The following is a 24,712-nucleotide window of genomic DNA, read 5'->3' as shown; positions in this document are numbered from 1 at the left end:
AAACACGATGATGTTACTTATAATGACTTTAAAATTAATCGATAATTTTACCTATTAACCATGCGCACTAGTCTGAAATTGTTAGGCGACTAAGTGATGTTAATCTCATTCACATTATTGAGGCCTTATGAAAATCATAGTCACAGGCGGTGCAGGTTTTATTGGCTCTGCAGTCGTTCGCCACATTATCGAAGCAACTAATGACGAAGTTTTAGTCATAGACAAACTGACTTATGCTGGAAATATTGAGTCGCTAGCCTCTGTTTCCAACAATGGTCGATATTCATTTCGCCAGATTGATATTTGTGACCGGGCCGCTTTAGATAATGCTTTTCATGAGTTCCAACCAGATGCGGTGATGCATTTGGCAGCAGAAAGCCATGTTGATCGTTCAATTGATGGTCCTGCAGCGTTCATTGAAACGAATATTGTTGGAACTTATATTTTACTCGAAGCTGCTCGAAATTACTGGAATCAACAGACTCCATCATCGAAAGACGGCTTCCGTTTTCATCATATTTCCACAGATGAGGTTTTTGGTGACTTACATGATACGGAGTCACTGTTTACCGAAACAACACCTTATGCGCCAAGCAGTCCATACTCTGCATCCAAAGCGTCTAGCGACCATTTAGTTCGTGCTTGGATGCGGACCTACGGGTTGCCCACAATTGTGACTAATTGTTCAAACAACTATGGCCCGTACCATTTCCCTGAGAAGTTGATTCCACTCGTTATTCTCAATGCGTTAGAGGGTAAACCTCTGCCAGTGTATGGCAATGGTTGCCAGGTACGAGACTGGTTATATGTCGAGGATCATGCCAGGGCACTTTACAAAGTAGTTACGGAAGGTAATCCGGGCGAGACATACAATATTGGCGGCCATAATGAGCGTAAAAACATTGATGTTGTAAAGACCATTTGCCGCTTACTTGATGAAATTGTTCCCACTAAGCCCGCAAACATAGAACGTTTTGAAGAACTGATTACTTATGTCACGGACCGTCCTGGCCACGATCTGAGATATGCAATTGATGCTTCGAAAATTGAAAGGGAACTTGGTTGGAAACCTAGTGAAACCTTTGAAAGCGGGATCAAAAAAACCGTCGAATGGTATCTTGCGAATGAGTCATGGTGGCAACGTGTTAAAAATGGTTCATATTCAATGGAACGTTTAGGTCTAAACAGTTAATCAAGAATATAAGGATTTTAAGATGAAGGGGATTGTTCTGGCGGGTGGGTCGGGAACACGGTTGTATCCGATTACACGCGGGGTCTCAAAGCAGCTGTTGCCCATTTACGATAAGCCCATGATTTACTATCCACTCTCGGTACTAATGCTGGCAGGTATCCGCGATATTTTACTTATCACCACACTTGAAGATCTTCCTTCATTCCAGCGTTTGTTGGGTGATGGTTCTCATCTAGGGATCAAGCTGAGCTATGAAATTCAGGCTCGTCCTGAAGGTCTGGCGCAGGCATTCATTATCGGAGAAGAATTCATCAATGGCGAGAATTGTGCTCTGGTACTCGGAGATAACATATTCTTTGGGCAGGGATTCGGCAGTAAGCTTGAAATGGTTGCACAACGGCAAAATGGCGCTACCGTTTTCGGATACCAGGTGATGTCTCCGCAACGTTTTGGTGTTGTCGAATTCGACGAAAATTATCGAGCGCTTTCTATCGAAGAAAAACCGATGCAGCCAAAATCTAATTGGGCAGTTACTGGGCTCTATTTCTATGATAACAAAGTCGTCGATTTGGCTAAGCTGGTTAAACCTTCGGAACGGAATGAACTCGAAATCACCAGTATCAATCAGATGTATCTTGAGATGGATGAACTGAATGTTGAATTGCTTGGGCGTGGTTTTGCCTGGTTGGATACAGGGACTCACGATAGCTTGATTGAAGCATCTCAGTTCGTCCATACCATTGAAAAGAGACAGGGTTTCAAAGTAGCCTGCCTGGAAGAGATTGCCTATAGAAAAGGATGGATGTCTGTCGATCAAGTGCTTGAAAGTGCTAAGACTATGGATAAGACATCGTATGGGCAATATTTGATTCAGTTAGTGGGTAAGCAGATTCCCGTCTAAGCAAATCTACTTAATTGAGCAATCCTTAGACTCCTGGTTGATAAGGAATTGTATTTTTTCACAAAGCCCCATGATTTGAGGGGCGTTTTTCGGTTTTTTCCGACACAAACCATTACTCTTTCGCAGGCAATTTTTCTTTTATCTGATTATACTAAAAACGTACAAATGTTAGCGGTTTGTGAACTGATTTTTTAGGGTAATCATGATTCAAGATAAAAATGTAACAAGTAGCCAAACAGGGAATTCAGGCGAAACAATCGATTTAATAGATGTTTTAATGCAGTTGTGGAAAGGGAAAACCACCATTATTGCTTGTGTTGTTGCGGCCATAGTACTTGCCGTTATCTATCTGTTTATCGCTAAAGAGAAATGGACCTCTACAGCGGTTATTACACAACCAGATGCTGCGCAAATTGCTACCTACAGCAATGCTTTAAACGTTATTTATGGCAATGCAGCGCCTAATATTACCGATCTGCAAAATAGAGTTGTCGGTCGCTTGAGCGGCTCACTTTCGGCTTTATCAGAAATGTTAGATAACCAGGAAGAGCCTGAAAAACTCACAGTTGAACCTTCTGTTAAAGGTCAGCAATTACCCCTGAAAGTGAGTTATGTCGATAACACACCTGAAGGCGCTAAAGCTAAAGTAGCTCAGTATATACAACGTGTTGATGAACAAGTTGGTGAAGAGCTTGCCGCAGATCTTAAGGACAATATTAAGCTGCAAATTTCGACGCTTGAGGACTCTTTGCAAACTCAGCAAAAAGTAGCGCAGGAACAAAAAGATTTGCGTATTAAGCAAATAAGCGAGGCGCTTAAATTTGCAACAGAAGCAAAGGTTTCGTCACCTCAGTTACAGCAAACTTCTGATGTTACTCAAGACACAATGGTTCTATTAGGTAGTGAAGCACTGTCTTCGATGATTAAAAATGAGGCTACACGCCCGTTAGTGTTTTCATCTACTTACTACCAGACTAAACAGAACTTACTTGATATTCAGAGTTTGAAAATTGACCCTACGACAATCCATTCTTACCGCTATGTAATGAAACCAACTCTGCCAATTCGTCGAGATAGTCCGAAGCGTGCTTTGACACTGATATTGGCAACGTTGTTAGGTGGGATGGTTGGTGCAGGTGCAGTGTTAGGCCGCAATGCTTTACGTAACTATAAACCTAATGCCTAGATTCAAATGTGAATAAGGCCGCTTTCGCGGCCTTATTCACATCAAAGCAAACTTATTTATGCCTTTCGCGCAAATTTTCAATCACCGCGCTCAAATCCAAATCCTGATCCTGCAGTAACACCAGCAAGTGATAGACCAAATCCGACGCTTCATTTTTCAGCTCAAAACGATCATTAACCGTTGCGGCCAAAGCGGTCTCCACGCCTTCTTCACCCACTTTTTGAGCGATACGCTTGGTTCCACTCGCATACAACTTCGCGGTATACGAACTCTCAGGGTCGGCAGTTTTCCGTGACGCCAGCAGTTCCTCAAGTTGGTACAGGAAGTGCCAGTCGTGATGGGCTTCGCCAAAGCAGCTCGAGGTGCCGAGGTGGCAGGTTGGGCCGATGGGGTTTGCCAGAATCAGCAGCGTGTCGTTGTCGCAATCGGGAGCAATGTTCACCACGTTAAGGAAGTTGCCCGAGGTTTCACCCTTGGTCCACAAACGCTGTTTGGTGCGCGAGAAGAAAGTGACCTTGCCGCTTTCAATCGTTTGTGCCAGCGCTTGCGGGTTCATGTATCCCAGCATCAGCACTTCGCCAGATTTTGCGTGTTGAACAATCACTGGCATCAGTCCGTCGGTTTTTTCCCAGTCCAGTTGGTCTTGCTGTTCTTGTGTTAACACACTCTTATCTCCACGCCTTGTTGAGCCAGATACAGTTTCAGCTCGCCAATATTAATAATTTGTTTATGGAACACGGATGCCGCCAGTGCGCCATCAACATCGGCATCACGGAAGGCTTCCAGGAAGTGCTCCATGGTTCCCGCTCCACCTGAGGCAATCAGTGGCACGTGGCAAACTTCACGCACTTTCTTTAATTGCTCCAGGTCGTAGCCGTTACGCACGCCATCCTGGTTCATCATATTGAGCACGATTTCCCCGGCACCGCGTTTCTGCACTTCCTGCACCCAGTCCGCGGTTTCCCACGTGGTCACGCGTGTGCGGCTTTCATCGCCGGTATATTGATTGACGTGATATTTCCCGGTTTCGCTATCAAACCAGGTATCAATACCGACAACAATGCACTGCACGCCAAAGCGATCTGCGAGACGCGTGATCAGTTCCGGGTCAGCGAGAGCGGGGGAGTTGATAGAGATTTTATCCGCGCCGAAAGACAAAATCTGCGCCGCATCTTCAATCGACTTAATGCCGCCCGCCACGCAGAAAGGAATATCGATCACTTCCGCCACGCGTGACACCCAGCTTTTATCCACCACGCGGCCATCACTCGATGCGGTGATATCGTAGAACACCAGTTCGTCCGCACCTTCTGCGGCATAACGCTGGGCCAGCGGAACGATGTCACCAATGATTTCATGGTTGCGGAATTGCACACCTTTCACGACTTGCCCGTCGCGTACGTCCAGACAAGGAATTATCCGTTTTGCCAGCATGAAATCGCCTCCATTACGTTGAATTTCCCTTCCAGCAGTGCACGCCCGACTATCACACCCTGCACGCCCGTTCCGCGTAGCGCGGCGATATCATCAAGCCCGCCAATGCCGCCGGAAGACTGGAATGCCACCTGTGGGAAACGTGCACAAACTTCTTCATATAATGAGACGTTCGAGCCAGCCAGCGTGCCGTCGCGTGAAATATCGGTGCACAGCACATGTTTCAGACCAACTGGCAGATAAGTTTCCACCAGTTCTTCAAGTGTTACGCCAGAGTTCTCTTGCCAGCCGCTGACGGCGACATGTTTATTGCCTTGTTCGTCGATGCGCACATCTAACGCCAGCACCAGCGCATCAGCACCAAAGCGGGTAAACCAGCCTTTGACCACTTCAGGTGATTTTACCGCTGTTGATCCGACGACAACACGCGCGACACCTGCTTCAAGTAGTGCGGCAACATCTTCTTCTGTACGTACACCACCACCCACTTGCACGGGAACTTTGACGCCCGCAACTAGGGTTTTAATCAGTGTGATCTGGCGCTTGGCAGGGTCTTTCGCGCCGGTTAAATCTACCAGATGCAGCACTTGTGCGCCTTGTGCTTCATATTCTTGCAGACGCGGTAATGGGTCGTTGCCGTAATCGCGTTGCTGGCCATAATCCCCCTGATGGAGGCGCACCACTGTGCCGTCAATTAAATCGAGAGCAGGAATAATCATGGTGCTTACATCTCCAGGAAGTTTTTCAGTAATTTTGCGCCAGCGGCACCCGAGCGCTCCGGGTGGAACTGCACGCCAAAGAAATTATCTTTTTGCACGGCCGCGGTGAAGGCTTCACCGTAGCTTGCCTGCGCGATAGTGTCCGCACATACCGGCATCGCGTAGCTGTGCACAAAGTAAAAATAATCACCGTCGTCGATGCCGCGGAACAGACGGTCACCGGCTTTTGGATAGACGCGGTTCCAGCCCATATGCGGCAAAGGCAAACCATGGTCGACCATTCTTAGCACTGGCTGCTCGATGATGCCGAGCATGTCGATACCATTGCTCTCGTCGCTGCGCGAACCCAGCAATTGCATACCGAGGCAAATGCCCAGCACGGGTTGGGTACAAGCTTTGATCAGATCGATAAGCTCGCGCTCACGAATCTGATCCATCGCCGCTTGTGCTGTTCCAACGCCCGGTAGAAAAAGTTTATCGGCTCGCAGCACGACATCCGGGTCACGACTAACCAGTGGCTCGTAGCCGTGGCGCTGGATTGCTGACCTCACCGAGTGCAGGTTGGCGCATCCTGTGTCCAGAATCACCACGTTCATTACAACACTCCTTTTGAGGAGGGCAGCGTGTCGCCTTCGACTTTAATAGCCTGGCGCAACGTGCGGCCAAAGACTTTAAACAGGCTTTCGACACGGTGGTGATCGTTTTTGCCTTTGGTTTTCAGATGCAGCGTCACGCCCATGGTGTAAGAAAGCGAACGGAAGAAGTGCTCAACCATCTCAGTGCTTAAATCGCCGACACGTTGGAAGTTATACTCGGCTTTATATTCCAGGTGAGGGCGGCCTGAAATATCCAATGCACAACGGGCCAGGCATTCATCCATCGGTAATGTGAAGCCGAAGCGGGTAATCCCACGTTTGTCGCCCAGCGCAATTTTCAGCGCTTCGCCCAGCGCCAGACCAGTGTCTTCAACGGTGTGGTGGTCGTCGATGTACAGATCACCTTTTACGCTGATATCCATTCGGAAACCGCCGTGGGTGGCAATCTGGTCCAGCATGTGGTCGAAGAAACCGACGCCAGTGTTAATTTTGCTTCCGCCTTCACGGTCGAGCCAGACTTGCACGTCGATTTGTGTCTCTTTGGTGGCACGTTCAACGTGGGCATAGCGGTCACGCTTAGTCAGCTTTTCGCTGATGGTCGGCCAGTTCAGCGTTTCGCCGTGGTAGCGTAAACCCTGAATTCCCATATTTTCAGCCAGTTCGATATCCGTTGCGCGGTCGCCGATGACATAGCTGTTGGGCTTATCCAGCACGCCTTCTTCCAGGTAACCGTTTACCATGGCAATTTTTGGCTTACGGCAATCGCAATTTTCTGCCGGTAAGTGCGGGCAGATCAGCACGCCGTCAAAATTCACGCCCTGCGAGGTAAACACTTGCATCATCAGGTTGTGCGGGCCATCGAAATCCGCCTGTGGGAAGCTCTCGGTACCTAAACCGTCCTGATTAGTAATCATGACCAGTTTGTAGCCTGCTTTTTGTAATTGCAGCAGGGCAGGGATCACCGCTGGCTCAAAGGCCAATTTGTCCATGCGATCCACCTGATAATCTGAAGGTGGCTCAGAAATTAAAGTGCCGTCACGGTCGATAAAAAGAATTTTCTGGCTCACACGCCCTCCGTGGCCGTCAGGCCTGGTTGTTCACGCAGCGCTGCAATGGTGCGCTCGCATTCTAAACGGGTGCCGACAGTAATCCGAAGGCAGCCGCTTAACGATGGTTGTTTATTTTGGTCACGTAAGATAATGCCCTGATCCCACAGCGATTTAAATACCGCACTGGAAGCGGTGATGCGAGCCAGAACATAGTTGGTTTCTGAGTCGAAAATTTGCTCTACGCAACCTACTTCATTGAGCGCGGTGACCAGGTACTGGCGATTCACCAGCACTTCTGCGACGCGCTCGCGCATTGCATTTATTCCCTGTGGGCTTAATGCCTGAGCAGCAATATCCGCAACTGGCGTCGAAAGCGGATAAGGGGCAATCACTTTCATCAGCAAATTGATCACTTCTTCATTTGCCAGCGTAAAGCCACAGCGGAGGCCAGCCAGCGCAAAGGCTTTGGACAGCGTGCGCAGAACTACAAGGTGCGGATACTCATTCAACCAGCCAGCCAGCGTCGCCTGCGGGCAAAACTCAATATAGGCTTCGTCTGCCACAACCAGCGCTTTGCCGCGAGCCATTTCAAGCAGCACGCGGAAATCCTGCGGGTTGATTAACTGCCCCGTTGGGTTGTTCGGGCTGCAAACATAAATGACTTTTACGCCTTCAATATTTTCCGCAATGCCCGGTAAATCAAGCTGCCAGTCTGCAAGTGTAGGGACGGTGCGGCACTCAACGTTAAAGGCTTCGCTGCTGACGCTGTACATGCCATATGTCGGCGGGCAGTAGAGAACGGCATCTTTACCCGGCTCGCAAAATGCACGGATCAACAGTTCGATACCTTCATCTGCGCCGCGGCTGACCAGCACCTGCTCGGGTTTCACTCCGGCGTACTCGGCATAACGCTCGATGACTAGTTTCGGCTGGCATTCAGGGTAACGGTTCAATGTCTGTTGCGTCAGTTCGTACTCAACCGCAGTTGGATATTCGTTGGCGTTCAGCCACACATCACCATTGCCACCCAGGCGGCGAGCCGACTGGTAAGGGGTCAGGGCGCGAACGTTCTCACGGGCTAACTCTTCAATGCTCATGCTTGCTCCTTCAGTGCTGCAACACGCAGGGTAACGGCGTTTTTGTGGGCATCCAGCAACTCAGCGGCGGCCAGAGTTTCAATCGTTTTCGCAAGGCTTGCGAAACCTTGTGGCGAGAGCTCCTGAACCGTCATACGTTTCTGGAAATCAGCCAGTCCAAGGCTTGAACACGTTGAGGTATAACCGTACGTCGGCAGCACGTGGTTAGTTCCGGAAGCGTAGTCGCCAGCCGATTCCGGTGACCAGTCACCGAGGAACACGGAACCTGCACTGGTGATGCTATCGACCAGGTCGCGGGCGTTACGGGTCTGAATAATCAGGTGTTCCGGACCGTACTGGTTAGAGATTTCAATGCATTGCTCGAGGTCGCGGGCAACAATCAGGCGGCTGCTTTCCAACGCTTTGCGAGCGGTTTCAGCACGCGGTAGAGCGGCTAACTGGCGCTCAACGGCTTCGGCGACGGCTTGCGCCATACCTGCATCCGGCGTCAACAGAATCACTTGTGAGTCAGGGCCGTGTTCGGCCTGTGAAAGCAGGTCAGATGCCACAAAGTCAGGCGTTGCACCGCTATCGGCGATGACTAAAACTTCTGAAGGGCCTGCTGGCATGTCGATGGCCGCCCCATCAAGGCGCTGGCTGACCTGGCGTTTGGCTTCGGTAACAAAAGCGTTGCCCGGCCCGAAGATCTTATCCACTTTCGGGATGCTTTCGGTGCCCAGCGCCAGTGCGGCAATGGCCTGTGCACCGCCGACCTGAAACACTTCCTGCACGCCACACAGTTGCGCGGCATACAGAATTTCATCGGCAATCGGTGGCGGTGAGCACAGCACTACTTTTTTGCATCCCGCGATTTGGGCAGGTGTGGCAAGCATCAATACGGTTGAAAACAGCGGTGCGGAACCGCCAGGAATATAAAGGCCAACAGAGGCAACCGGGCGCGTAACCTGCTGGCAACGGACACCAGGCATGGTTTCGATATCAACAGTTGGCAGTTGCTGAGCAACGTGGAATTTTTCGATATTCGCGACAGCAACGGCCATCGCGTCTTTAATCTCCGAACCCAGACGAGCAACGGCATCGGTAATTTCCTGCGCACTGACTTTCAGCTGCTGCACATCTGTTTTATCAAACTTTGCGCTGTATTCGCGCAATGCAGCATCACCGTTAGCTTTCACATTATTAAGAATGTCAGCCACCGTGCGGGTAATGCTTTCCGACGCGGAAATGGCAGGGCGGGTCAGCAGCGCCTGTTGCGCCGCTGCATCGCACTCATTCCAGTTAATTAACGTATTGAAGTTTGCCATGGTGTTACTCCATCATCTTCTCAATTGGTAACACCAGAATCGAACTGGCACCCAGCGCTTTCAGTTTTTCCATGGTTTCCCAGAACAGCGTTTCGCTGCTCACCATATGCATTGCCACACGTTGTTGATCGCCAGCCAGCGGCAGAATAGTTGGGCGTTCAGCGCCTGGCAGCAGAGAAATAATTTCATCCAGGCGCTCGCTTGGTGCATGCAGCATGATGTATTTCGATTCACGCGCCTGAATCACACCCTGGATGCGGGTCATCAGTTTGTCGATTAACTGCTGTTTTGCTTCCGGCATTTCACCGTCGCGTTGAATCAGGCAGGCTTTGGAGCGGTAAATCACTTCAACTTCACGCAGGCCGTTAGCTTCGAGGGTTGCGCCAGTAGAAACCAGGTCACAAATCGCATCCGCGAGACCCGCACGCGGAGCCACTTCAACAGAACCGTTTAACAGGCAGGATTTGAACTGCACACCTTTGCCATCAAGGTAACGCTTCAACAGGTGAGGGTAAGAGGTCGCGATACGCTTATTGTTCAGGCTGGCCGGGCCGTCCCACGGCTCATCGACGGAAATCGCCAGAGAAAAGCGGCAACCGCCGAAATCCAGGCGGCGCAGGGTAAAGTAACGTGGGTCTTCGCCCTGAGCGCGACGCGTCAGTAACTCTTCTTCCAGCACGTTCTCGCCGATAATGCCCAGATCCACCACACCGTCCATAATCAGGCCAGGAATATCGTCATCACGGACACGCAGAATGTCGATTGGCATATTTTCTGCCAGCGCAATCAGGCGCTGTGTGTGTAGGTTGATTTTTATGCCACAGCGTGCGAGCAATTCGCGTGAGTCATCGCTTAAACGGCCTGATTTCTGAATAGCTATGCGTAAACGGTTATTGTCTAACATGAGTAATCCCTCTAATAAATTCTTGTCTGACGTCCAAAAAAAAGCCCCCGGAAGAAATCTTCCGGGGGCTTATTGACTCGTTCATGCACCACTGGAAGATTTTTCTGTCTCCCAGCACACATCGCCTGAAAGACTAGTCAGGATGATGGTGATGATGGTGGGTAGTAGTTTGAACGCGTGTCATAAAATTCTCGTATGAATGTTTATTCATGATGTGCTTTTAACGTAAACCATATGCAGTCCGTTGTGCAAGGGCTTTTTACCCCCTCAATTAATATTCTGTTTAGTGCCATTGATTGTCAGTTGTCGTAACGTGGCGTAGCCTTAATGAAGGGCTAAAAAGTACAGCAGAGAGATATGCTGCAATCCAGGAGAGAAGGCATGAAAAAGGTTGCGATTGTCGGGTTAGGGTGGCTGGGAATGCCACTGGCGATGTCATTGTCAGCGCGTGGCTGGCAAGTGACAGGAAGTAAAACCACCCTTGATGGTGTCGACGCCGCAAGAATGAGTGGAATTGACAGTTATCAGTTGCAATTGACTCCTGAACTGGTTTGTAACAGCGACGACCTTGATGCATTACTGGATGCTGATGCGCTGGTGATAACGCTGCCCGCTCGTCGTACTGGCGAAGGCGACGATTTTTATCTGCAAGCGGTTCAAGAAATTGTTGATAGCGCTCTTGCTCATAATATTCCGCGTATCATTTTTACCAGCTCCACGTCGGTTTACGGTGAAACCGAAGGCACCGTGAAAGAAACCTCGCCGCTTGAGCCCGTTACCGCCAGTGGGCGGGTGCTGAAAGAGCTGGAAACCTGGCTGCATGACTTGCCTGGCACCTCGGTAGATATTTTGCGTCTTGCGGGTTTGGTTGGGCCGGAACGCCATCCTGGTCGTTTTCTGGCAGGGAAAACTAATGTGGCTAACGGTGCTAATGGGGTGAATCTGGTGCACCTTGAGGATGTTATTTCAGCAATTACTCTGTTGCTACAGGCTCCGAAAGGCGGGCACATCTATAATTTATGTGCGCCGGCTCATCCAACGCGTGCCGAGTTCTACTCTTTGATGGCACGGCAGATGAATTTAGACGCACCCGTTTTTCGAACTGAAACGCAAAATGGCCACGGTAAGCTGGTGGATGGCAACCGTATTTGCAACGAACTTGGGTTTGAATATCAATATCCAAACCCGCTGGTAATGCCCATGCAGTAACCGCTGTGGGGTGTTGCTCGTGACCTCCAGGAACGAGTATGAAACCACTGCTGGATGTGCTGATAATTCTCGATACCCTCGATAAAGAAGGGAGCTTTGCTGCTGCGGCAACAAAGCTCTTTAAAACGCCTTCCGCACTCAGTTACACCGTTCAAAAACTCGAAAACGATCTCAACATTCAAATACTCGACCGATCCGGCCACCGTGCGCGTTTTACGCGAACGGGTCAGCTTCTGCTGGAAAAAGGTCGCGAAGTGCTGCATACCGTACGCGAACTGGAACAGCAGGCTATCAAGCTTCATCAGGGATGGGAAAACGAGCTGGTGATTGGCGTGGATGATTCTTTTCCCTTTTCGTTGCTGACTCCACTTATTGAAGCTTTCTACAAAAGTTATAGCGTGACGCGGCTGAAATTCATCAACGGTGTATTGGGCGGTTCATGGGAAGCGCTCACTGAAGGGCGGGCCGATATTATTGTTGGCGCTATGAGCGATCCACCATCGTTGAGCGGTTTTGGTTTTACACTCCTTGGTCAACTTGAAAGTATCTTTGTTGTTGCACCTCATGACCCACTTGCGGAAGCTGAAGAACCACTCACTCGCCGAATTATCAAACGCAGCCGTGCTGTGGTAGTTGGCGACACATCGCGTCTTGAGCCGTCACGTTCGATGCATTTACTCGAAGAACAAGATGCGATCACCGTTTTTGATTTCAAAACCAAACTCGAGCTGCAAATCAGCGGTATTGGCTGTGGTTACGTACCCCGTTACATGGCGCAGCGTTTTATCGAAAGTGGCGTGCTGGTGGAAAAGCAGGTTGTGTCCCATGTACCGTTTGTACCGGTATGGATTGGCTGGAATGAGCAGACTGCCGGGCTTGCCAGTGAATGGTGGCGAGAGCAAATCGTCAATAGTCCCGAAATCGCACTGGTATACGGAACTGCGCAAAAATAATGCTTTTGGGTGAGTGGCAGAGCGCCTGGCTCACATCTATTGTTTAAAGTGGCTCGTTATTTCTTCTGAATGTGTCTTCGCGTTTAAATTTTCTTCTCTGCTTTGTTTTGCGGAGTTTTTTGCACGCAAGGAGTCTGTATGAAGCAAACCAATCAGCAATGGCAGTCGCGGCGTGAACAGGCGGTTCCTCATGGGGTCGGCAATGCACTGCCGGTATACATCGAAAAAGCGAAAAATGCCGAATTATGGGATGTTGAAGGCAAACGCTATATTGATTTTGCCTCTGGTATTGCGGTGCTAAATACCGGGCATAACCACCCCGCAGTCATTGATGCGGTGCGTCAACAACTTGAAAAATTTACCCATCCTTGTTTCCAGGTGACCCCTTACGGCAACTATATTGAGCTTGCCGAACGGCTGAACAAACTGGTGCCAATAAGCGAACCATGCCAGACGCTGTTTCTTACTACCGGCGCGGAAGCGGTTGAAAATGCCATTAAAGTGGCGCGTATTGCGACGGGGCGTTCGGCCATCATCGCATTTCGTGGCGCCTTCCATGGCCGGACCTTACTCGGCATGGCCTTAACGGGCAAAGTTCAGCCGTATAAAAAGGGCTATGGTCCGTTCCCGGCAGGCATTTATCACGCACCTTATCCAGCGGCCTATCTTGGCGTGAGTGATACTCAGGCGCTGGCATCATTGGCGGGTATTTTTGCTGCTGATGTTTCGCCGGATGAAGTCGCCGCGATCATTATTGAGCCGGTGCAAGGTGAGGGCGGTTTCTATGCTGCGTCACCTTCCTTTATGAAACAACTGCGGGCGCTGTGCGATAAGCACGGCATCGTTCTGATTGCAGATGAAATCCAAAGTGGGTTCTGCAGAACGGGTAAAACGTTTGCGATTGAACATAGTGAGGTGGAGCCGGATCTCATCACTATGGCAAAAAGCCTGGCAGGCGGCTTCCCACTTTCAGCGCTCGTTGGCAAAAAATCGCTGTTTGATAAGGCGATGCCTGGTGGTCTTGGTGGCACTTATGCTGGCTCGCCTGTAGCCATTGCGGCGGCTCTGGCGGTCACTGATGTTATTGAGCAAGAAAATCTCAATCAAAAGGCGCAGGAAATCGGTGAGCTAATCACTGATCGTTTACAGCAAATGAGTGAGCAATTTACCTGCATTGGTGATGTGCGCGGATACGGTGCCATGATCGCGATGGAGTTGGTGGAAGAGCGCGATAGCCACCGCCCAAATAAAGAGTTAACACAGGCACTTGTGCAAGAAGCAGGCAGAAAAGGTTTAGTGTTGCTGTCATGCGGAGTGAGAGCGAATGTTATTCGTTTTCTCGTCCCGTTAACGGCTGAAAAAGAAATTGTTAATGAAGGCCTCAATATCTTGTCATCCTGCCTTGAATTAGTGCAAAATACGCGCCTCACTAAATGAGAACAAAAAACCGACGTTAAACGCGTCGGTTATTTTTTTGCATTAAGTTCAAGTAGTCAAACAGGCATACGCCAAAAATCCAAGAGGCCGGGCTTCGTACCGGATAGATACTAGCTTTTAAAAAACGACAGTCGTGTCGCCGAGGAAATTCAGATGGGGCAGCTTTTTGCTTTTGCGCAGGTATTCGCCGTTTGGGGGAATGACCATGTCGCTTAACGTCACCGCAGGTGCAAAATCTCGTGTTGAACTCCGTAAGAGCCTTACGCTCATTCCGGTAGTTATGATGGGCCTTGCTTATATGCAGCCTATGACCTTGTTCGATACATTTGGGATTGTATCTGGCCTTACCGACGGACATGTCGCTACGGCTTACGCGTTTGCCCTTGTGGCAATTTTGTTCACCGCGTTAAGTTATGGAAAGCTAGTACGCCGCTTCCCATCAGCGGGTTCTGCCTATACCTACGCTCAAAAAGCAATCCACCCGGTGGTTGGCTTTATGGTGGGTTGGTCTGCCTTGCTTGATTATCTGTTTATGCCGATGATCAACATCCTGCTGGCAAAAATCTATTTTGAAGCCCTGGTGCCGTCTATCCCTTCGTGGATTTTCGTGGTGCTGCTGGTTGGCTTTATGACTATCTCCAACTTGCGCGGCATCAAAACCGTGGCAAACTTCAACAGCTTTATTGTTGTGCTGCAAATGATCGTGATGGTGGTGATCACCGGTCTGGTTATTTACGGTGTGGCAAATGGCGAAGGTGCAGGTACGTTAACCAGTACACGTCCGTTCTGGTCAGAACATGCGAATGTGGTGCCGATGATTACCGGTGCGACCATCCTATGCTTCTCGTTCCTTGGTTTTGACGGTATTAGTTCTCTATCTGAAGAGACCAAAGATGCAGGCCGCGTTATCCCAAAAGCGATTTTCCTGACTGCTTTAATTGGCGGCGTGATCTTCGTTGTGGTGTCTTACTTCCTGCAACTGTACTTCCCGGACATATCGCGCTTTAAAGATCCGGACGCATCGCAGCCAGAAATCATGCTCTTCGTGGCAGGTAAAGCCTTCCAGTTCGGCATCCTGATTTTCTCCTGCGTGACTGTTCTGGCTTCTGGTATGGCGGCACATGCGGGCGTTTCTCGCCTGATGTATGTGATGGGCCGTGATGGCGTGTTCCCGGAGCGCTTCTTCGGCTATATTCATCCGAAATGGCGTACCCCGGCGCTCAACGTTGTACTGGTCGGTATCATTGCTCTGTTTGCGGTTAAGTTTGACCTGGTAACAGCAACCGCGCTGATTAACTTCGGTGCGCTGGTGGCGTTTACCTTCGTTAACCTGTCAGTGATTTCCCAGTTCTGGATTCGTGAAGGGCGCAACAAGTCCATCAAAGATCACATCAACTATCTGGTGCTACCAATTTGTGGTGCGCTGACAGTCGGTGCGTTGTGGATTAACCTGGAAGAAAGCTCGATGATTCTGGGGCTGATTTGGGCGGCCATTGGCCTGACTTATCTGGCCTTCGTAACTCGCCGCTTCCGTAACCCGGTTCCGCAATTCAACGAAGATTTAGCGTAAAAGCTAAATACGAAGAAGGCCGCGAAAGCGGCCTTTTTGCTATCTATTACCCTACCAAAAACTGCGCGTACTCAAACAGCTCCTTAAGCAACGCCGTCTTTTCCTTGTCCCCTTCATGCAGGTTATACAGCGCCTCCAGTTCTTGCGCGTAGGCTTGCAACGCTTCCTGAGACAACACATCCCGGCGGTGTTCTAACCAACGCTGTTGTTCTGCTTCATCCAGTGTTCGTGGGAAATTGCGCGCGCGATAGTTAAACAACAGCTTTTCAATACGTTTATCGGCGAAAGTGATATCCAGCGCAGGCAGATTTTGCGGATCGGTTTGCAGCACTATGCGCATCGCCGCACGGTCTGCATCACTGAAGAAACCGTTATAAAGCTGCGCATCAACATTATCAGATGGTACAAAAGGTTCGGCTTCAGCAAAGATAGCCACCGCTTTTTCACGTACCACAGGGTGCTCGCGCAATAACTTCAGGTTATCCAGGCAACGTTTACGATCGATTCCTAACCGTTCGGCATCTTCCGGGCGCAGGGTATTAGCCACCGCCAGCACCGGGCATTTGTTCAGATGAACCAGCTTAATTGGCACTGCAGTCGCATCGCCAAGCGCGGCCTTCGGCGTATACAAACGCTCGCGCAGCGCATCGGCCTCCAGCTCCAGCAACGGCGAAATATCACCTGCTAGATCGACCATAATCACCGCATTTTTGTTATCCGGGTGCCAGGCCAGCGGTGCAATCCAACTGGTATTTCCACGAGCCGCGCCGAACATCCCGGAAACATGCACCAGCGGTTTCATCTGCGGGATATCAATCAATGTGGTGAGTTTGTGTTTGGAGCGATGGCTGTAAAGGTACTCAAACAGCCGTGGCTGGCGAGTCTTAACTAATTGCGCCATCGCGATAGTGGCGTATACATCAGACATCGCATCGTGCGCGTTCGCATGTTCAATTCCGTTGGCTTTGGTCAAATGCTCGAGGCGGAAACTCGGCAGCCCCTCGTCGTTTTCCGGCCAGACAATCCCTTCCGGGCGCAGGGCATAGCAGGCGCGCATCACGTCGAGCAAATCCCAGCGCGAATTATCGTTCTGCCAGCTCCAGCCGTATGGGTCGTAAAAGTTACGGTAGAAAATATTACGCGTTACTTCATCGTCGAAGCGCACGTTGTTGTAGCCGACCACACAGGTTTTCGGCACGGTGAAGATATCGTGAATACGTTTTGCAAAATCTGCTTCATTCACGCCCTGAGCCAGTGCGTGTTGTGGGGTAATACCGGTAATCATCACAGCTTCTGGCTGTGGAAGGTAGTCATCAGCGGGTTTGCAATAGAAAACTTCAGGATCACCGATAACATTGAATTGGTCATCAGTACGAATCGCTGCAAATTGCGCCGGTCGGTCAAGGGATGGGCTTTTGCCGAAGGTTTCATAATCATGAAAGAGGAAGGTCGGTTGTTGCGTTGAATTTTCCACGGCTTATTTCCGCCCTTGAGTGTTGTTTAACTTGCTGTTATTAAACTGAAATACCACTAAATCCCTCTCCATGTTTCCATCTTGATTATCAGGTGTTGCATAAGTGCATGGTAAACCATTAATAAGCCTCCTGCACCACCGTGAAAAGCATTCAACGCCAGTATGCAAATTTGATTATTCATAACTTTTTGCAATTTAATCGCGAAAATTATCGCAAACTCCAGTAAAAGAAGCGGCTGAATTTATTGTTTCCGAGGGTATATCGTTGAAGATCCGTCTGTTTGCTGCTTGTTCATTGCTTTCTTTTGTTGCTCACTCCGCTTTTGCCGACGATACCTTTGTTAATGCACCACCGCCTCCACAGATCCAGGCGGGATCGTGGGTGTTGATGGATTACACCACCGGGCAAATACTGACAGCGCAAAATGAACATTTGCGACGCAACCCGGCGAGTCTGACCAAACTGATGACCGGCTATGTGGTGGATCGCGCCATTGATAGCGGGCGTATCTCGGCAAACGATATGGTCATCGTCGGTAAAGATGCCTGGGCGAAAGGGAATCCGGTTTTTGACGGTTCGTCGCTGATGTTTTTGAAAGCCGGTGACAGATTAACGGTTCATGATTTGAGCCGCGGGCTGATTATTGATTCCGGGAACGACGCTTGTGTCGCGTTAGCCGATTACGTCGCTGGCGGGCAGCCCCAATTTGTGGCCCTGATGAATAAATACGTGCAGCAATTACGTTTGCGTGACACCCATTTTGAAACGGTACACGGCCTCGATGCGCCTGGCCAGCATAGTTCGGCATACGATCTTGCGGTACTTTCTCGCGCCATTATTCACGGCGAGCCTGATTTTTATCATATGTATAGCGAGCGTAGTCTCACGTGGAATGGCATCACGCAGCAGAACCGCAATGGCCTATTGTGGGATAAAGGGCTGAATGTGGATGGTTTGAAAACCGGCCATACTGCCAGTGCAGGCTTTAACCTTATCGCCTCAAGTGTTGATGGTGAGCGCCGCTTAATTGCCGTTGTCATGGGTGCGGAAAGCTCGAAAGGCCGCGAGGATCAGGCGCGTAAACTGCTGCATTGGGGTCAGGATAATTTTGATACTGTGCAGGTGCTGCATAAAGGCAAAAAAATTGGCACTGAAACAGTCTGGTATGGCGACCAAAAGAAAGTTGAAGTCGGCACCAATCAGGATGTCTATCTGGCGCTGCCAAAATCAGAAGTTCCAAACATTAAAGCCAAATATGTCCTTGATAACCCGGAGATGGAAGCGCCTGTCGCCGCTAACCAACATGTTGGTGAAATTGAACTGTTTGACCGCGACAAGCTGATTGCTCACTGGCCGCTAGTGACGCTAACAGATGTTAAAAAGGGCAGTGCATGGTCGCGATTTAGTGATTATCTGAGCCACAAACTGTAGTTGCTTAAAAATTTCAACAGGCTGACTTTATGTTGGCCTTTTTTTCGCCTTTAGTTCTAACCTGTGCTTCTCGTCTGTACTACGATCTATTGGCGAAAAGCGATCTTGCTCGCAAAGTAACCACATCACCCTGCCAAAGGATTGCTTCCCTGCAATAGAGTGGTGTATTTATATACAGTGCTTTTAATCGGGTCAGGAGGTCATATGGAATTTAACGTACAACAAGTTCATGAGCGAAAAGTAGCGGGTTTTCATATGGTAGGGCCGTGGGAAAAAACGGTTCAACAAGGATTTGAGCAACTTTCTCTATGGGTTAAATCGCATAAAGTCGTCGGTGAAGAGTGGCTGGCGGTTTACTACGATAACCCAGATGTCGTGCCTGCAGAAAAGCTCCGTTGCGATACGGTTGTTTCCGTTGCGGAAGATTTTACCGTGCCTGAAAGCAGTGAAGGTGTCATTACTACACGCATTGAAGCAGGGCAATATGCCGTCGCGCGTGCAAAAGTCGACGATGGCGATTTTGCAAAACCATGGAATATCTTTTTTGATAGTCTCCTTGCTGATAATCGCTACCAGTTAACCGGCAAACCTTGCTTTGAGCACTACCTGAATGATGGTTCTGAGAGTGGAGTGTGGGAAGTTGATATGTATATCCCGGTAGCAGATCAAGTCTAAAGGCGAAGGGGGCGCAAGCCCCCTAACTTTGTGATGCCCACACTAAAAAAACAGGTACAATCACGCTTTTGTTTCAGGAGAGCCGGGTGTGCGCCCCGACAAATCACTAAGCCCGTTTGAACTGCGTGTTTATCGCAACTACCGAATTGTGCACGGCGTTCGTATCGCGCTGGCATTTGTTCTTACCTTTCTCATCGTACATCTTCTGAAAGTTCCGGAGGGCACGTGGCCATTAATCACTTTAGTGGTGGTGATGGGGCCAATATCCTTCTGGGGAAATGTAGTACCTCGCGCCTTTGAACGTATTGGCGGCACCATTTGTGGCGCAACCATGGGGCTTATTGCACTAAGGTTGGAGCTGTTTTCTCTGCCGCTGATGCTGGTTTGGTGCGCTTTTGCTATGTTTATTTGCGGTTACCTGGCGCTGGGGAAACGCCCGTATCAGGCTCTGCTGATTGGTATTACCCTTTCGGTCGTGGTGGGTGCTCCGGCTGGGGATATGGAAATTGCGTTGTGGCGTAGTGGTGATGTTATCTTCGGATCATTACTCGCAATGCTATTTACCAGTATTTATCCGCAGCGTGCGTTTATCCACTGGCGCATTCAAATGGCGAATTTCGTCACCGCCTTTGGCCGGGTTTATAACGCAGGTTTTTCGCCGAACTTGCTGGAGCGCCCGCGTCTGGAAAAACACCTGCATCAGGTGTTGACCGATGTAGTGAAAATGCGCGCGCTGATTGGGCCGAGCAGCAAAGAAACCCACATCCAGAAATCTATTTTCGAAGCGATACAAACTGTAAGCCGTAATATGGTGTGCACGCTTGAGCTACAAATCAATGCTTACTGGGCTTCCCGAGAGAGCCATTTCCTGATGATCAATGCTCATACTCTGCGTGATACTCAGCAGATGACGCAACGCACACTTGCTGCGATTGCTCATGCATTGCATGACGGCAATCCATCACCGATTTCTGCGAATAATGAAAAGTTGACTGAGATCGTCAGTGAGTTGCGCCAGCTTATGCAGGAAGGTGGAAATGGGAAACTTCAGGAAACCCCAATTCACGGTTATGTCTGGTTGAGTCTGGAGCTTGCTCGTCAACTGGAATTACTCTCGCAGTTGATCTGCCGCGCGTTACGTAAATAATTGCGGGGTGCGGAGCGAATTGCTGGTTTCGATTCAGCACCAATTGAGGTTAAGATAGCGAAAGAGACTAATCGCCTGTACTGTTTGGTTATAGAGCCCGGAACAGACGGGGATAAAAGAATTGTCAGCGGCCGCCGCTACCATTAAGGTAATCCTATGGCGGTTGTCTTAACGAATCCGAGTATGTAATTAGCAGGGGTAAAAAAATGGAACCAACTAAACCTTCTTTCCAGGACGTGCTTGAGTTTGTGCGTCTGTTCCGTCGTAAAAACAAACTGCAACGTGAGATTCAGGACGTTCAGAAAAAGATCCGTGATAACTCAAAACGTGTTCTGCTGCTTGATAACCTGAGTGACTACATTAAGCCAGGTATGAGCATTGAAGCTATTCAGGGCATCATTGCCAGCATGAAAACCGACTACGAAGACCGTGTTGATGATTACATCATCAAGAATGCTGAACTGTCTAAAGAGCGTCGTGAAATTTCCAAAAAACTGAAAGTGATGGGTGAAATCAAACCCGACTAAATTTACCCGTCATACTTCGAGCTGCCTGTGTGTTAGCTGCGTTCACTTACCGCTTTAATGCAACTCGAATTATTTAGGGTAAATAGTGTTAATTGTGAAAACCGCCGAATCGGCGGTTTTTTTTCGCAACAACTCAGCGCACTCCGCCCTCTATCATCTTTACCAGATGCTGCTGCGGATAATGCCTATCAATCTCTAAATGCTTTATCAGCCAGAGGGTTTTCTCAACATCATGCTTGCTGGTATCAAGCATCAATCCCACCACACTGCCGCTATGCGCCACATTTAACCCGTATAAATCTGACTCTTCGACCAGGGATAATAGTTGGGAAAACATGGGTTTTACTAACAGTTGCTGGCAGGCTTTGGCACTCATTGTAGTGGCTTCACCTAACAACCGGGCATCTTGTTGTCGGCAACTGCGTTGTAGCGTCTGCCAGGCGTTATCCAGTAAGCCCGCGTTATGGATTAACACTGATTCTCGTTCGTAACGATGATAATCCTCCGTCAAAAGCGTGGTATTGCTTTCAAGCAGCAGAATTTCCAACATTGGCGTGGGCTGGCAGCTAATTTGTACTTGTGCCTGGATATGGTCAAAAAGAGTTGGCTTGCGAAAAATCGTGCTGTCCGTTGGTTCTAGTTGTACGCATAAAGTGGCAAGCGTGGACTCATCCAGCATTTCACCTAAATGACGCGCGGTAGCAACTGCTGTGGCGGCAATATCCGCAGTGCTACTGGCAAGTCCTTTTCCGACAGGAACCGTTGATTCCAGATTAATACTCAGGCTGTTTGCTAGCGCAGTGGAATAGCCAAAGTACGTGACGACGCGCTCCAGCATCTGGCGCATTCGGAGCCGCTCGCCGGAGAGCCTCTTGCCTTCACTGACTTCAACGGTGCTAAACCAGTCTATAGGGCAGGACACCAGTTTTTCCCCGCCATCTATCCAGCCCTGAATTAATTCACCGCAGGACGCCGGGCAACGCGCTTCAGACATCGTGAGAGCAACCATTTGTTATCGTGAAATTCATTTCATCTTCTTCGGCACAATACCTAAAAAATCAGTAAAAATTGTTATAGCGCAACACTCAATATCTATTAGCTTTTACACTGTGTCAGCTTCAATACATTTGCGTGCATGATAATTTGAGAATCATGCACGATACAACTGACTCGTTTATGCCATGTGTCAAACATGGCTGGGAAGGGGGTGACAATCCCCCGCAGCCCCCGCTGCTGTGATGCCGACGAACCCGCGTAACCACTGATCTTTGATTGGGAAGGGCGGGCGAGAATGACGCTAAGCCAGAAGACCGACTTGTCAGCCGTACCCGTCATACTTCAAGTTGCAGGTGCGTTGGCTGCACTGACAAACCCGAATCACTTACTACAGTAAGCTCATCGGGATTTGCTCGATTGCCGCCTGCCTGCACCTCGAATTATTCCGGGTAATATTTTAAACAACTCCTTCGGTGGGAAGCCAGTTGTCATCAGATGCGTGCAGCCGCAAGGTGCGCGCACGTGCTGACATCCGCATTTTGCCGAAGAAAGTAAAAGGCAATTATGGCAGGGGCAGCGAAACACGCATTCGTCATTGCAGGAACCAGCAGCGGCTGTGGCAAAACCACCGTCACGCTCGGGCTGCTTCGTACCCTCATGCTGCGCGGCCAGCGCGTTCAACCCTTCAAGATCGGCCCCGATTACCTCGATAGCGGCTGGCACAGTGCTGTGTCTGGCATTGCCTCACGCAATCTCGATGCGTTTATGCTGCCCACGCCAACCCTTAATGGTCTGTTTGCAAAGCAAATGCAGCACGCTGATGTCGCCGTTATCGAAGGCGTGATGGGGCTGTACGATGGTTACGGAACTGACCCCAACTATTGCAGCAGTGCTGCAATGGCAAAACAGCTCGGTTGCCCGGTGATTTTGCTAGTGGACGGTAAAGCTGTCTCCACTTCTATTGCTGCAACGGTAATGGGCTTTCAGAGATTTGACCCAACGTTAAATATCGCGGGCGTTATTCTTAATCGCGTCAACAGCGATAGCCATTATCAATTACTTGCCGATGCCATCACCCGTTATTGCGGTATTCCGGTGCTTGGCCGCGTGCCTGTCATGGCCGATGTGGCTTTGCCTGCACGACATCTCGGGCTCGTTCCTGCCCAAGAAAATGCGCCGCAAGATGAACGCTGGCAGCAGCTGGCGCAGCAGCTCGAAGAAACCGTCAACATTGACCTCCTGTTAAATTTATCTCGCCTGAACTCGCTGCCACAAGGTGAAGCGCCGGTTATACCTGATGCGGCACTGGCTGATGGGCTTACGCTTGCGCTTGCCGAAGATGAAGCCTTCAACTTTTATTACCCGGACAACCTCGAATTGCTCGAGCAGGCAGGGGTAAAAATCCAACGTTTTAGCCCCTTGCATGACACTAAACTCCCAGACTGCCAAATGATCTGGCTCGGCGGCGGTTACCCCGAAGTCCATGCCGCAAAACTCGCCACCAATATCAAAATGCGTGAGTCCCTGCAAAAGGCACATCAGCAGCGAATTCCGCTGTACGCCGAATGTGGCGGGTTGATGTATCTGGGAGAATCTCTGACTGACGGGAATGAGGAAACCCATGCCATGTGTGGCGTATTGCCAGGCCACAGCCAGATGGGTAAGCGACTGACGCGTTTTGGCTACTGCGAAGCCACGGCATTACACGACACGTTACTTGCCAAAAAAGGCGAAACCCTGCGCGGGCACGAATTCCATTATTCAGATTTCAGCGGCTCATTACCTGCCGCTCTCGATTGTTGCAAATGGCGCGATGGTGTAGCTATTTCGCGCTGGCAGGGCGGTATTCAGCATCATGCGACCTTTGCAAGTTACCTGCATGTTCATTTCGCTCAACGTCCCTCGTTACTCAATCGCTGGCTAACACTTGCGAGGAATCACCTATGACACTTCTTGCGTGGGCTGTCGCGTGGTTACTGGATTATTGGCTCGGTGACCCGCATCACTGGCCACATCCGGTGCGCTGGATTGGCAATCTCATCAGCTTTACGCAGCGCCAGATACGCCGGTGCTGCAAAAGCGACCGCGCGCTGAAAATCGGCGGCGGCGTGTTATGGCTGGTTGTGGTGGGTTCGACCTGGGGCGTGAGTTGGGGAGTATTGCACCTCGCAAACCAGGTATCTGTGTGGCTAGGCTGGCTGGTTGAGGTGTGGATGATTTATACCGTACTTGCCGCCCGTTGCTTGAGTGATGCGGCTCTCGAGGTTTATCGCGCACTCAAAGATGGCACTCTAGAAGAGAGTCGCGAGAAATTATCCTGGATAGTCGGGCGTGATACTTCGCAACTCGAGCGCCCGCAAATCACCCGTGCGGTGGTCGAAACGGTGGCAGAAAATAGTGTCGATGGTGTGATTGCTCCACTGTTCTTCCTGATGATTGGCGGTGCACCACTTGCCCTGGCCTACAAAGCTATCAATACCCTCGACTCCATGGTCGGTTATAAAACCGAAAAATATCGCGCTATTGGTTATGTCAGCGCCCGGCTTGATGACCTCGCTAATTTCATTCCCGCAAGATTGAGCTGGTTGTTGCTTACCCTCGCGGCCTTTTTCTTGCGAGCTAATCCTCGCCAGGCGCTGCTTATCGGCTGGCGTGACCGCTATCAACACAGCAGTCCGAATTGTGCCTGGCCTGAGGCTACCGTTGCCGGTGCGCTGGGTATCCGCCTGGGCGGGCCGAACACCTATTTTGGCGAGCGGGTAGAAAAACCGTGGATGGGGGATGAGCAGCGCGGCATTGCCCTTGACGATATTACTCGCACCATTCAACTCATGATGTTGGCTTCGCTGTTTGCTTTGCTGCTGTTTGCCGCATTGCGCGTACTTGCACCTGGCATAGCTTAAGGACACC

Annotated in this window: 25 protein-coding genes, 1 riboswitch and 1 other annotated feature; of the genes, 14 read left to right on the top strand and 11 right to left on the bottom strand. The window is 49.9% G+C overall.

Going from position 1 to position 24,712, the window contains the following annotated elements:
• Nucleotides 1-127 precede the first annotated feature (127 nt).
• The 3 genes from rfbB (at nucleotide 128) to wzzB (ending at nucleotide 3,279) form a co-directional block, all read left to right on the top strand.
• Nucleotides 128-1,192 (top strand): dTDP-glucose 4,6-dehydratase, encoded by a 1,065-nt coding sequence (gene rfbB, locus GC128_RS11320; protein ID WP_151994382.1) that lies wholly within the window; start codon nucleotides 128-130, stop codon nucleotides 1,190-1,192.
• 22 nt (nucleotides 1,193-1,214) lie between these two features.
• Nucleotides 1,215-2,093 (top strand): glucose-1-phosphate thymidylyltransferase RfbA, encoded by an 879-nt coding sequence (gene rfbA, locus GC128_RS11315; RefSeq protein WP_151994381.1) that lies wholly within the window; start codon nucleotides 1,215-1,217, stop codon nucleotides 2,091-2,093.
• A gap of 202 nt (nucleotides 2,094-2,295) precedes the next feature.
• The gene (wzzB, locus tag GC128_RS11310; RefSeq protein ID WP_151994380.1) at nucleotides 2,296-3,279 is read left to right on the top strand and encodes an LPS O-antigen chain length determinant protein WzzB; all 984 of its coding nucleotides are present in this window, start codon (nucleotides 2,296-2,298) and stop codon (nucleotides 3,277-3,279) included.
• A 52-nt stretch (nucleotides 3,280-3,331) separates the two neighbouring features.
• Here wzzB and hisIE read toward each other — a convergent pair whose 3' ends face one another.
• From hisIE to hisL, 9 genes are all read right to left on the bottom strand, one after another.
• Entirely contained in the window at nucleotides 3,332-3,943 is a 612-nt protein-coding gene (hisIE, locus tag GC128_RS11305) for a bifunctional phosphoribosyl-AMP cyclohydrolase/phosphoribosyl-ATP diphosphatase HisIE (protein ID WP_151994379.1), read from the bottom strand.
• Entirely contained in the window at nucleotides 3,937-4,713 is a 777-nt protein-coding gene (gene hisF, locus GC128_RS11300; RefSeq protein WP_064554775.1) for an imidazole glycerol phosphate synthase subunit HisF, read from the bottom strand. The genes hisIE and hisF overlap by 7 nt, the downstream gene beginning before the upstream one ends.
• Nucleotides 4,695-5,432 carry a 1-(5-phosphoribosyl)-5-[(5-phosphoribosylamino)methylideneamino]imidazole-4-carboxamide isomerase gene (gene hisA / locus GC128_RS11295; RefSeq protein ID WP_151994378.1) on the bottom strand — a complete coding sequence of 246 codons (738 nt, stop codon included), beginning with the start codon at nucleotides 5,430-5,432 and terminating at the stop codon, nucleotides 4,695-4,697. Before hisA ends, hisF begins: the two co-directional genes overlap by 19 nt.
• Before the next feature lie 5 nt (nucleotides 5,433-5,437).
• The gene (hisH, locus tag GC128_RS11290) at nucleotides 5,438-6,028 is read right to left on the bottom strand and encodes an imidazole glycerol phosphate synthase subunit HisH (protein WP_151994377.1); all 591 of its coding nucleotides are present in this window, start codon (nucleotides 6,026-6,028) and stop codon (nucleotides 5,438-5,440) included.
• Nucleotides 6,028-7,095, bottom strand: a complete 1,068-nt coding sequence (gene hisB / locus GC128_RS11285; protein ID WP_151994376.1) for a bifunctional histidinol-phosphatase/imidazoleglycerol-phosphate dehydratase HisB — start codon at nucleotides 7,093-7,095, stop codon at nucleotides 6,028-6,030. The genes hisH and hisB overlap by 1 nt, the downstream gene beginning before the upstream one ends.
• Nucleotides 7,092-8,174: a histidinol-phosphate transaminase gene (hisC, locus tag GC128_RS11280; RefSeq protein WP_151994375.1), complete on the bottom strand. Its 1,083-nt coding sequence runs from the start codon at nucleotides 8,172-8,174 to the stop codon at nucleotides 7,092-7,094. Before hisC ends, hisB begins: the two co-directional genes overlap by 4 nt.
• Entirely contained in the window at nucleotides 8,171-9,478 is a 1,308-nt protein-coding gene (gene hisD, locus GC128_RS11275; RefSeq protein WP_151994374.1) for a histidinol dehydrogenase, read from the bottom strand. Before hisD ends, hisC begins: the two co-directional genes overlap by 4 nt.
• A gap of 4 nt (nucleotides 9,479-9,482) precedes the next feature.
• The gene (gene hisG / locus GC128_RS11270; RefSeq protein WP_064545284.1) at nucleotides 9,483-10,382 is read right to left on the bottom strand and encodes an ATP phosphoribosyltransferase; all 900 of its coding nucleotides are present in this window, start codon (nucleotides 10,380-10,382) and stop codon (nucleotides 9,483-9,485) included.
• Between the two features lie 35 nt (nucleotides 10,383-10,417).
• Nucleotides 10,418-10,540 (bottom strand) — a sequence feature (His leader region).
• Nucleotides 10,516-10,566 (bottom strand): his operon leader peptide, encoded by a 51-nt coding sequence (gene hisL / locus GC128_RS11265; protein ID WP_193216250.1) that lies wholly within the window; start codon nucleotides 10,564-10,566, stop codon nucleotides 10,516-10,518. (Overlaps the previous feature by 25 nt.)
• 197 nt (nucleotides 10,567-10,763) lie before the next feature.
• Here hisL and GC128_RS11260 point away from each other — a divergent pair, with 197 nt between their 5' ends.
• The 5 genes from GC128_RS11260 to GC128_RS11240 all read left to right on the top strand — a co-directional run bounded on the left by GC128_RS11260 (nucleotide 10,764) and on the right by GC128_RS11240 (nucleotide 15,551).
• The gene (locus GC128_RS11260; protein WP_151994373.1) at nucleotides 10,764-11,591 is read left to right on the top strand and encodes an SDR family oxidoreductase; all 828 of its coding nucleotides are present in this window, start codon (nucleotides 10,764-10,766) and stop codon (nucleotides 11,589-11,591) included.
• Between the two features lie 38 nt (nucleotides 11,592-11,629).
• Complete coding sequence (locus GC128_RS11255) at nucleotides 11,630-12,544, top strand: LysR substrate-binding domain-containing protein (protein ID WP_151994372.1); 915 nt, start codon at nucleotides 11,630-11,632, stop codon at nucleotides 12,542-12,544.
• Between the two features lie 138 nt (nucleotides 12,545-12,682).
• On the top strand, nucleotides 12,683-13,981 hold the full coding sequence (gene gabT, locus GC128_RS11250; RefSeq protein WP_151994371.1) for a 4-aminobutyrate--2-oxoglutarate transaminase: 1,299 nt from the start codon (nucleotides 12,683-12,685) through the stop codon (nucleotides 13,979-13,981).
• Nucleotides 13,982-14,134: 153 nt separating this feature from the next.
• Complete coding sequence (gene yoeI, locus GC128_RS23300; protein WP_115631794.1) at nucleotides 14,135-14,197, top strand: membrane protein YoeI; 63 nt, start codon at nucleotides 14,135-14,137, stop codon at nucleotides 14,195-14,197.
• Entirely contained in the window at nucleotides 14,187-15,551 is a 1,365-nt protein-coding gene (locus GC128_RS11240; protein ID WP_151994370.1) for an APC family permease, read from the top strand. Before yoeI ends, GC128_RS11240 begins: the two co-directional genes overlap by 11 nt.
• 46 nt (nucleotides 15,552-15,597) lie before the next feature.
• Here the strand turns inward: GC128_RS11240 and sbcB are convergent, their stop codons facing one another.
• Complete coding sequence (gene sbcB / locus GC128_RS11235) at nucleotides 15,598-17,025, bottom strand: exodeoxyribonuclease I (protein ID WP_151994369.1); 1,428 nt, start codon at nucleotides 17,023-17,025, stop codon at nucleotides 15,598-15,600.
• Between the two features lie 265 nt (nucleotides 17,026-17,290).
• Here sbcB and dacD point away from each other — a divergent pair, with 265 nt between their 5' ends.
• From dacD to GC128_RS11215, 4 genes are all read left to right on the top strand, one after another.
• Nucleotides 17,291-18,457, top strand: coding sequence for a serine-type D-Ala-D-Ala carboxypeptidase DacD (gene dacD / locus GC128_RS11230; RefSeq protein WP_151994368.1), 1,167 nt, complete (start codon nucleotides 17,291-17,293; stop codon nucleotides 18,455-18,457).
• Between the two features lie 204 nt (nucleotides 18,458-18,661).
• Nucleotides 18,662-19,132, top strand: a complete 471-nt coding sequence (gene sbmC, locus GC128_RS11225) for a DNA gyrase inhibitor SbmC (RefSeq protein ID WP_151994367.1) — start codon at nucleotides 18,662-18,664, stop codon at nucleotides 19,130-19,132.
• An 88-nt stretch (nucleotides 19,133-19,220) separates the two neighbouring features.
• The gene (locus GC128_RS11220) at nucleotides 19,221-20,279 is read left to right on the top strand and encodes an FUSC family protein (RefSeq protein WP_151994366.1); all 1,059 of its coding nucleotides are present in this window, start codon (nucleotides 19,221-19,223) and stop codon (nucleotides 20,277-20,279) included.
• A gap of 206 nt (nucleotides 20,280-20,485) precedes the next feature.
• Nucleotides 20,486-20,806 (top strand): DUF496 family protein, encoded by a 321-nt coding sequence (locus GC128_RS11215; RefSeq protein ID WP_151994365.1) that lies wholly within the window; start codon nucleotides 20,486-20,488, stop codon nucleotides 20,804-20,806.
• Nucleotides 20,807-20,939: 133 nt separating this feature from the next.
• Here GC128_RS11215 and GC128_RS11210 read toward each other — a convergent pair whose 3' ends face one another.
• The gene (locus GC128_RS11210) at nucleotides 20,940-21,800 is read right to left on the bottom strand and encodes a GHMP family kinase ATP-binding protein (protein ID WP_151994526.1); all 861 of its coding nucleotides are present in this window, start codon (nucleotides 21,798-21,800) and stop codon (nucleotides 20,940-20,942) included.
• 159 nt (nucleotides 21,801-21,959) lie between these two features.
• Nucleotides 21,960-22,139, top strand: a riboswitch (cobalamin riboswitch).
• A 227-nt stretch (nucleotides 22,140-22,366) separates the two neighbouring features.
• Here GC128_RS11210 and GC128_RS11205 point away from each other — a divergent pair.
• Nucleotides 22,367-23,749 (top strand): cobyrinate a,c-diamide synthase, encoded by a 1,383-nt coding sequence (locus tag GC128_RS11205; RefSeq protein ID WP_151994364.1) that lies wholly within the window; start codon nucleotides 22,367-22,369, stop codon nucleotides 23,747-23,749.
• On the top strand, nucleotides 23,746-24,705 hold the full coding sequence (gene cbiB / locus GC128_RS11200; RefSeq protein WP_151994363.1) for an adenosylcobinamide-phosphate synthase CbiB: 960 nt from the start codon (nucleotides 23,746-23,748) through the stop codon (nucleotides 24,703-24,705). Before GC128_RS11205 ends, cbiB begins: the two co-directional genes overlap by 4 nt.
• The last annotated feature ends 7 nt before the right edge of the window (nucleotides 24,706-24,712 follow it).

The organism is Buttiauxella massiliensis (genome assembly GCF_902500225.1).
GTDB classification, from domain to species: domain Bacteria; phylum Pseudomonadota; class Gammaproteobacteria; order Enterobacterales; family Enterobacteriaceae; genus Buttiauxella; species Buttiauxella massiliensis.
Note: the sequence above shows the minus strand (reverse complement) of the source record. Positions and strands in the feature narration are given on the sequence as shown.

Bases quoted from the DNA above. Each gene is read 5' to 3' on its own strand.
- rfbA (WP_151994381.1), top strand. From the start codon at position 1,215: ATGAAGGGGATTGTTCTGGCGGGTGGGTCGGGAACACGGTTGTATCCG.
- GC128_RS11255 (WP_151994372.1), top strand. From the start codon at position 11,630: ATGAAACCACTGCTGGATGTGCTGATAATTCTCGATACCCTCGATAAA.
- hisF (WP_064554775.1), bottom strand. From the start codon at position 4,713: ATGCTGGCAAAACGGATAATTCCTTGTCTGGACGTACGCGACGGGCAA.
- hisH (WP_151994377.1), bottom strand. From the start codon at position 6,028: ATGAACGTGGTGATTCTGGACACAGGATGCGCCAACCTGCACTCGGTG.
- wzzB (WP_151994380.1), top strand. From the start codon at position 2,296: ATGATTCAAGATAAAAATGTAACAAGTAGCCAAACAGGGAATTCAGGC.
- hisD (WP_151994374.1), bottom strand. From the start codon at position 9,478: ATGGCAAACTTCAATACGTTAATTAACTGGAATGAGTGCGATGCAGCG.
- GC128_RS11240 (WP_151994370.1), top strand. From the start codon at position 14,187: ATGTCGCTTAACGTCACCGCAGGTGCAAAATCTCGTGTTGAACTCCGT.
- sbmC (WP_151994367.1), top strand. From the start codon at position 18,662: ATGGAATTTAACGTACAACAAGTTCATGAGCGAAAAGTAGCGGGTTTT.
- GC128_RS11205 (WP_151994364.1), top strand. From the start codon at position 22,367: ATGGCAGGGGCAGCGAAACACGCATTCGTCATTGCAGGAACCAGCAGC.
- gabT (WP_151994371.1), top strand. From the start codon at position 12,683: ATGAAGCAAACCAATCAGCAATGGCAGTCGCGGCGTGAACAGGCGGTT.
- cbiB (WP_151994363.1), top strand. From the start codon at position 23,746: ATGACACTTCTTGCGTGGGCTGTCGCGTGGTTACTGGATTATTGGCTC.
- GC128_RS11215 (WP_151994365.1), top strand. From the start codon at position 20,486: ATGGAACCAACTAAACCTTCTTTCCAGGACGTGCTTGAGTTTGTGCGT.
- hisG (WP_064545284.1), bottom strand. From the start codon at position 10,382: ATGTTAGACAATAACCGTTTACGCATAGCTATTCAGAAATCAGGCCGT.
- rfbB (WP_151994382.1), top strand. From the start codon at position 128: ATGAAAATCATAGTCACAGGCGGTGCAGGTTTTATTGGCTCTGCAGTC.
- GC128_RS11210 (WP_151994526.1), bottom strand. From the start codon at position 21,800: ATGTCTGAAGCGCGTTGCCCGGCGTCCTGCGGTGAATTAATTCAGGGC.
- hisC (WP_151994375.1), bottom strand. From the start codon at position 8,174: ATGAGCATTGAAGAGTTAGCCCGTGAGAACGTTCGCGCCCTGACCCCT.
- hisA (WP_151994378.1), bottom strand. From the start codon at position 5,432: ATGATTATTCCTGCTCTCGATTTAATTGACGGCACAGTGGTGCGCCTC.
- GC128_RS11260 (WP_151994373.1), top strand. From the start codon at position 10,764: ATGAAAAAGGTTGCGATTGTCGGGTTAGGGTGGCTGGGAATGCCACTG.